Source organism: Dietzia sp. UBA5065, from assembly GCA_002415925.1.
Classification (GTDB): Bacteria; Actinomycetota; Actinomycetes; order Mycobacteriales; family Mycobacteriaceae; genus Dietzia.
On record DIAZ01000122.1, the window covers coordinates 15,260 to 20,769 of the forward strand.

Annotated in this window: 6 protein-coding genes and 1 pseudogene; 5 read left to right on the forward strand and 2 right to left on the reverse strand. The window is 72.0% G+C overall.

Annotation, left to right across the window (positions count from 1 at the left end; genetic code table 11):
* The 3 genes from B4M60_RS09430 to B4M60_RS09440 form a co-directional block, all read left to right on the forward strand.
* A partial coding sequence (locus B4M60_RS09430; RefSeq protein WP_291082741.1) for a catalase-related domain-containing protein occupies positions 1 to 1,014 on the forward strand: 1,014 nt, incomplete at its 5' end.
* A gap of 41 nt (positions 1,015 to 1,055) precedes the next feature.
* Positions 1,056 to 1,562, forward strand: coding sequence for a polyketide cyclase (locus tag B4M60_RS09435; protein ID WP_291082744.1), 507 nt, complete (start codon positions 1,056 to 1,058; stop codon positions 1,560 to 1,562).
* Positions 1,555 to 2,421, forward strand: coding sequence for an alpha/beta fold hydrolase (locus B4M60_RS09440; RefSeq protein WP_291082747.1), 867 nt, complete (start codon positions 1,555 to 1,557; stop codon positions 2,419 to 2,421). Before B4M60_RS09435 ends, B4M60_RS09440 begins: the two co-directional genes overlap by 8 nt.
* Before the next feature lie 24 nt (positions 2,422 to 2,445).
* Here the strand turns inward: B4M60_RS09440 and B4M60_RS09445 are convergent, their stop codons facing one another.
* Positions 2,446 to 3,864, reverse strand: a complete 1,419-nt coding sequence (locus tag B4M60_RS09445) for an MFS transporter (protein ID WP_291082750.1) — start codon at positions 3,862 to 3,864, stop codon at positions 2,446 to 2,448.
* Positions 3,865 to 3,966: 102 nt separating this feature from the next.
* On the opposite strand from B4M60_RS09445, the gene B4M60_RS09450 reads away from it, so the two are divergent.
* Together B4M60_RS09450 and B4M60_RS09455 are read left to right on the forward strand one after the other, a co-directional pair.
* Positions 3,967 to 4,347 (forward strand): hypothetical protein, encoded by a 381-nt coding sequence (locus B4M60_RS09450; RefSeq protein WP_291082753.1) that lies wholly within the window; start codon positions 3,967 to 3,969, stop codon positions 4,345 to 4,347.
* A 60-nt stretch (positions 4,348 to 4,407) separates the two neighbouring features.
* Positions 4,408 to 4,929 (forward strand): hypothetical protein, encoded by a 522-nt coding sequence (locus B4M60_RS09455; RefSeq protein WP_291082756.1) that lies wholly within the window; start codon positions 4,408 to 4,410, stop codon positions 4,927 to 4,929.
* A 188-nt stretch (positions 4,930 to 5,117) separates the two neighbouring features.
* On the opposite strand, the pseudogene B4M60_RS09460 reads toward B4M60_RS09455, so the two are convergent.
* Positions 5,118 to 5,510, reverse strand: a pseudogene (locus B4M60_RS09460) (LLM class F420-dependent oxidoreductase); the annotation flags it as partial.

Sequence of the window (5,510 nt, forward strand, 5' to 3'; positions counted from 1 at the left end):
CCCGGCATCGACGTGACCAACGACCCGCTGCTCCAGGGCCGGCTGTTCTCCTACCTCGACACCCAGATCTCCCGACTGGGTGGCCCGAACTTCGGCCAGCTGCCCATCAACCGGCCCCACACCGGGGTCAACGACATGCTGCGCGACGGCATGCACCAGACCGCCGACCACGTGGGCGTGGCGCCGTACCGGCCGAACAGCCTCGACGGCGGCTGCCCGTTCCTCGCGGGGACCGAGGACGAGGCGCTGGTGGAGGTGGCGCAGCAGATCGCCGACGCGCGGATCGAGCGCCGCGCACCCGCCTCCTTCGACGACCACTTCTCCCAGGCCACGCTGTTCTACAACAGCCTGACCGACGTGGAGAAGCAGCACACCGCCGAGGCGTACTCCTTCGAGCTGGGCAAGTGCTACGAGGAGGCGATCAAGGTCCGCCAGCTCGAGGCCCTCGCGCACATCGACCACGACCTGGCCGTCACCGTCGCTACCGGGCTCGGGCTCCCCGCGCCCGGCGAGGTCGCGGCCACGAGTGAGGTCACCACAAGCCCGGTCCTCTCGCAGGTCGGCGGCGAGTGGCCGTCCGACGGTCGGCTCGTCGGCATCCTCGTCACGTCCGCCACGGACGTCGACGGCGTCAAGGCGGTCGTCGACGCCGTCTTCGCCGACGGCATGGTGCCGCTCGTCATCGCCGAGCGCGGGGGAACCCTGGGGGGCGGCGACACCACGGTCGCCGTGTCGCGGACCTATCAGACGCAGCGGTCCGTCGAGTTCGACGCCCTCGTCGTCGTCGCCCTCCCCGCCGATCCGCGCATCGACGTCCTGATCAGCGAGATGGTCCGGCACAAGAAGGCCATCGTGCACCCCGCCGCCATCGCGGGCGACCTGGTCGACTTCGGGATCACCGAGGGCACCCCCGGCGTGGCGCTCTTCGAGGCTCCCGGTGACGCCGTGACCGCGCTCCAGCCCCTGCTCGCCGTGCACCGCGCGTGGGATCGCCCGGATCCCGAGCGGGTCTGATCCCCGGCGCCGGCGCCGCCCGCACGGGTAGCGTCGGCGCCGTGACGGATCCCCGGCCGAGCGACAGCGCGCCCACCCACCGACTCGAGGCCCGGCGGACCCTCGCCGCCTCCCCCGCCCGGATCTTCGCCGTCCTCTGCGATCCCGACGGCCACGTGGCCATCGATTCCTCCGGGATGCTCCAGTCGGCGGAGGGACCGCGTGTCTCACGCGAGGGGGACCGGTTCGTCGTCCACATGGACCGGGAAGCCCTCGGTGACTACGACCTCGGGCGCTACGACGTCACCGTGATCATCACCCGGTTCGAGGAGGACGTGGAGATCGCCTGGACGATCGACGGCGATCTCAAGCCGCCGATCGGTCACGTCTACGGGTACCGCCTGACCGCGGCGGACGGCGGCACGGACGTCCTCAGCTACTACGACTGGTCCGACGCCCACCCCGACTGGCGGGACTCGGGGGTCCTGCCGGTGCTCGACGCCACCGCCCTCCGGGCCACCCTCGGGATCCTGGACCGGGCCGTCACCAGGGGGTACGTCCGTGGTTGACGATGCCGAGGTCCGCGAGGTCCGTTTCTCCCGGGGACCCTTGACGTTCCGGGCCGTCGACTCCGGGCCGCTCCACGGCGAGCCGGTGGTCCTTCTCCACGGCTTCCCCCAGCGGACGAGCAGCTGGGACGAGGTCGTACCCCTGCTCCACGCGGCGGGCCTGCGCACGCTCGTGCTGGATCAACGTGGGTACTGCGCCACCGCTCGTCCGCGGGGGCGCCGCGCCTACCGGCTGTCCGAGCTGGTCCGCGACGTGGTGGCCCTTCTCGACAGTGCCGGCCTCGAGAGTGCCGACGCGACCTCCGCCCACATCGTCGGCCACGACTGGGGGGCCGCCGTCGCGTGGGGCGTCGCGGCCGCGCACCCCGACCGGGTCCGCACGCTCACCGCGGTGTCGGTGCCTCACCCCGCCGCGTTCCTCCGCGCGATGATCGCCTCGGACCAGCTGCTGCGCTCGTGGTACATCGGGTTCTTCCAACTCCCGTGGGTGCCCGAGCGGGTCCTCACCTCGCGCGGCTCCCGCCCCACGCGCGCGCTCGCCGGGATGGGCATGACGCCGGAGATGATCGAGCGCTTCCGACGCGAGATGGTGGCGGACGGGGCCGTGCCCGGTGGCCTGGGCTGGTACCGCGCGCTGCCCTTCGCCTCGCCCCGGGGCGCCACCGCCCGCGTCCGGGTACCCACGACCTTCGTCTGGAGCGACCGGGACCCGGCCCTGGGCCGTGGCGGCGCCGTGCGAACCGCCCGCTACGTGGACGCCGACTACCGCTTTGTCGAGATGAGCGGCGCGAGCCACTGGATCCCCGAGGAGCGACCCGCCGAGTTGGCCGGGGAGATCATCGCGCGCGTGCGCGGCTGATCCCCCGGGGTCCGCCCGGTCCGCTCAGTCCTCCGACTCCCACGGCGGCGGGATCGCGGCCGCGACCCCCGCGGCCACGAGCGCCACCGCACATCCGAGGACCAGGCCCACCCGGAACCCGGCCTCGGTGGGGACGAACAGTCCCTGATAGTCCGTGGACATCTGCGTGAGCACCACCCCGAGCACCGCGGCGGCGGTGGTGGTGCCGATCGACCGCATCAGCGTGTTGAAACTGTTCGCCGACCCCATCTCGGAATGCGGTACCGAGGCCATGATGAGCGCCGGCATCGACCCGTAGGCCAGGCCCACACCCGCACTCGTCAGCGCACCTGCGAGCATGACACCCCAGGTCGAGCCCATGAGGAAGATCGCCGAGGCGTAGCCCGCGGCGATCACCAACGACCCCAGGACGAGCGTGGGCTTGGGTCCCCGGGTGGTGATGAGACGCCCGCTGATCGGGGAGACGGCCATCATGGCCAGGCCTCCGGGTGCGATCCACAGCCCCATGGCGACCATCGACTGCCCGAGTCCGTGCCCCGTGGCCACGGGCAACTGCAGGACCTGCGGGAGGACGATCAACTGCGCGTACAGCCCCATGCCCACGAGCACCGAGGCGATGTTGGTCATGAGGACCGGTCGTCGGGCGGCCACCCGCAGGTCCACCACGGGGGACGGGTGCCGCAGCACCCACCAGCCCCAGGCGGGGAACGCTACCGCGGCGAGCGCGAACAACGAGAGGGTCAGGGCGGACGCCCAACCCCAGTCCGCCCCCTTGGAGACCGCCAGCAACAGCGAGATCAGGCCGACGGCCAGACCGGATGCGCCGACCAGGTCGAGGGTGCCGTCGGGCTTGGCTGCCGGCAGCGCCCGGATCCGGACCGCCATCATCGCGATGATCGCCAGGCCGAGCACGGCCGAGCCCCAGAACATCCACTGCCAGGAGCCGTACTGCGCCAGCGCCGCGGCCGCCGGTAGTCCGAGCGCCCCACCCACCCCGAGCGAGGAGCTCATGAGGCTGATCGACGGCCCGAGACGCACGGCGGGCAGCACCTCGCGCATGGTCGCGATCCCGATCGGGATCACACCGATCCCGACGCCCTGCAGGGCGCGCCCGATGAGCATCGGCCACAGCGAGGTGGACAGCGCGCACAGGACCGAGCCCACCACCATGATCGCGGTGCAGCCGATCACCACGTGCTTCTTGGGATAGAGGTCGCCCAGGCGACCCATCACCGGCCCCGCCACCGCGCCGGCGAGAAGCGTGACGGTGACGACCCAGGCAGCGTTGGTGGCGGAGGTTCCGAGAATCGCGGGGAGCATGCCCAGCAGGGGGATCACCAGCGTCTGGCTGAGGGACACGACGACCCCGCCGAAGGCCAGGACCGCGATCAGCCCGTTCTCCTCGCTCCTCACGGCGTCTCCGCCGCGCGTCCTGCCACCCATGCCGTGTCCTTCCGGAGACCCTGCGACGGACACTACAGACAGGTGTCGAGCGCGTTCCCGTTCCGCCCCGCCGCATCGTCCCCACCAACTAGCCTCCCCGCCATGGCGTTCCTCGTGAAGTTCGGTCTCGTGCTGCTCGCCGTGGGCGCCTGGACCGGGTGGCTGGTGGCGGCGCAACTCGCCCTGCCCGGCCTCGTGGACAGGATGGGTGTCCGCGAACCGCGACGCCTGCTGCAACTGCACCTCGACTACGTGATCATGGGCGTCCTGGTGATCGCGGTCGGCGCTGTCCAGCCCGGCCTCCCGGCGTGGATCCAGATCCTCATCGCGATCGGCACCGCCCTCAACCCGTTGCTCTTCCTCCCGATGGCCTTCTCCCCGGGCGTCTCGGCGACCCCGTGGTTCCGGACGGTGAGCGTGGCGTCGTTCGTGAGCGTGACCGCAGGCCTCACCGGCGCGGCCGTGATCGGGGTGACGTCCTGACCTGCTGCCGACTCGTTCAGACCCTTGTGTGAGGCTTCTCTTAATGCCAGCATGGGAAACATGAACATCTCCGAATCGATCCGACGTAACCCCCGTCGGCCGCTTGTGTCCGTGGGGGCCGCTCTCGCCGCCACCGCCGTCGCGTTGACCTCCGCCGTCGTGGGCCCGGCCACGGCCAACGCACAGGGCTCGGCCGAGGCCATCCCCCTTCTGTTCCCCGCCCCCGACCGGCTCATCGCCACGGGCGGGTCCCCCACCGGCAATTGCGCCGGAATCGTGTCCGCCACCCTGAACGGCGACGGCTATCCCGCCTCGGCCAGCGTGAGCTGGGGCTTCGGCGTGCTCGGCACCGGGCCCTGCAACCTCACCGCCACGCTCACGTGGCGCAACCTCACCACCAACGCGACCGGGCAGAAGACCGCGCAGATCCCCTGGCCGCGGATCTCCACCGGCATCCCGGATCCGATCTCCTCCCCGCAGGAGGCGATCATCTCCACCGGGGTGGGCCCGATCGAGTACCGACTCACCACCACCGGAGGGGCCACGGCGGGACCGATAGTCGTCGACACCGTTCCGTTCTGACCCGTTCCGCCCTGACCCGGGGTGCGCTGCCTCTCCGGGGTGCGCTGCCTCTCCGGCTTGCGCTGGCAGAACGCGCGGTGTTCCCGGGGTTGCGATGGCCCGATGGACCATTCGGGCAGCGCAAGCCGAAGGGGCAGCGCAAGCCGGGGCGGGGCGGACCGAAGGGGCAGCGCAAGCCGGGCCGGCGGTCAGCCCAGGAGCGCCTCGGCCGCCAGCCGCCAGTCCTGCACCGGCGGGACCAGCATGTTCTCCCCGAGCACCTGGACCAGGACCGTCGACGCGCCCGCGTCCAGGTGCTCCTGCACGCGCGCCCGGGTGGCCTCGAGCCCGCGGGTGACCAGGGCCCGCTTGAGGCGATCGCTGCCCCCGCGCACGTAGTCCGACTCCTCGAAGCCCTGCCGCGTCCACGAGTTCCGATAGTTGGGCAGCCCCGTGTACACGGTGAGGTGGTCGTGGGCCCGCGACCGCCAGACCTCGTCGTCGTCCCCCACCCCCGCGGCGACCACCGCGGCGTGCTCCACCACCAGGGCCGGCCCGTCCTCCCCGGTGCCGCCGAGGATCTCCCGCGCCCGCGCGGTGTG

Excerpts from the sequence above, each read along its gene's own strand:
- B4M60_RS09450 (WP_291082753.1), top strand. The coding sequence starts at position 3,967 with ATGGCGTTCCTCGTGAAGTTCGGTCTCGTGCTGCTCGCCGTGGGCGCC.
- B4M60_RS09445 (WP_291082750.1), bottom strand. The coding sequence starts at position 3,864 with ATGGGTGGCAGGACGCGCGGCGGAGACGCCGTGAGGAGCGAGGAGAAC.
- B4M60_RS09455 (WP_291082756.1), top strand. The coding sequence starts at position 4,408 with ATGAACATCTCCGAATCGATCCGACGTAACCCCCGTCGGCCGCTTGTG.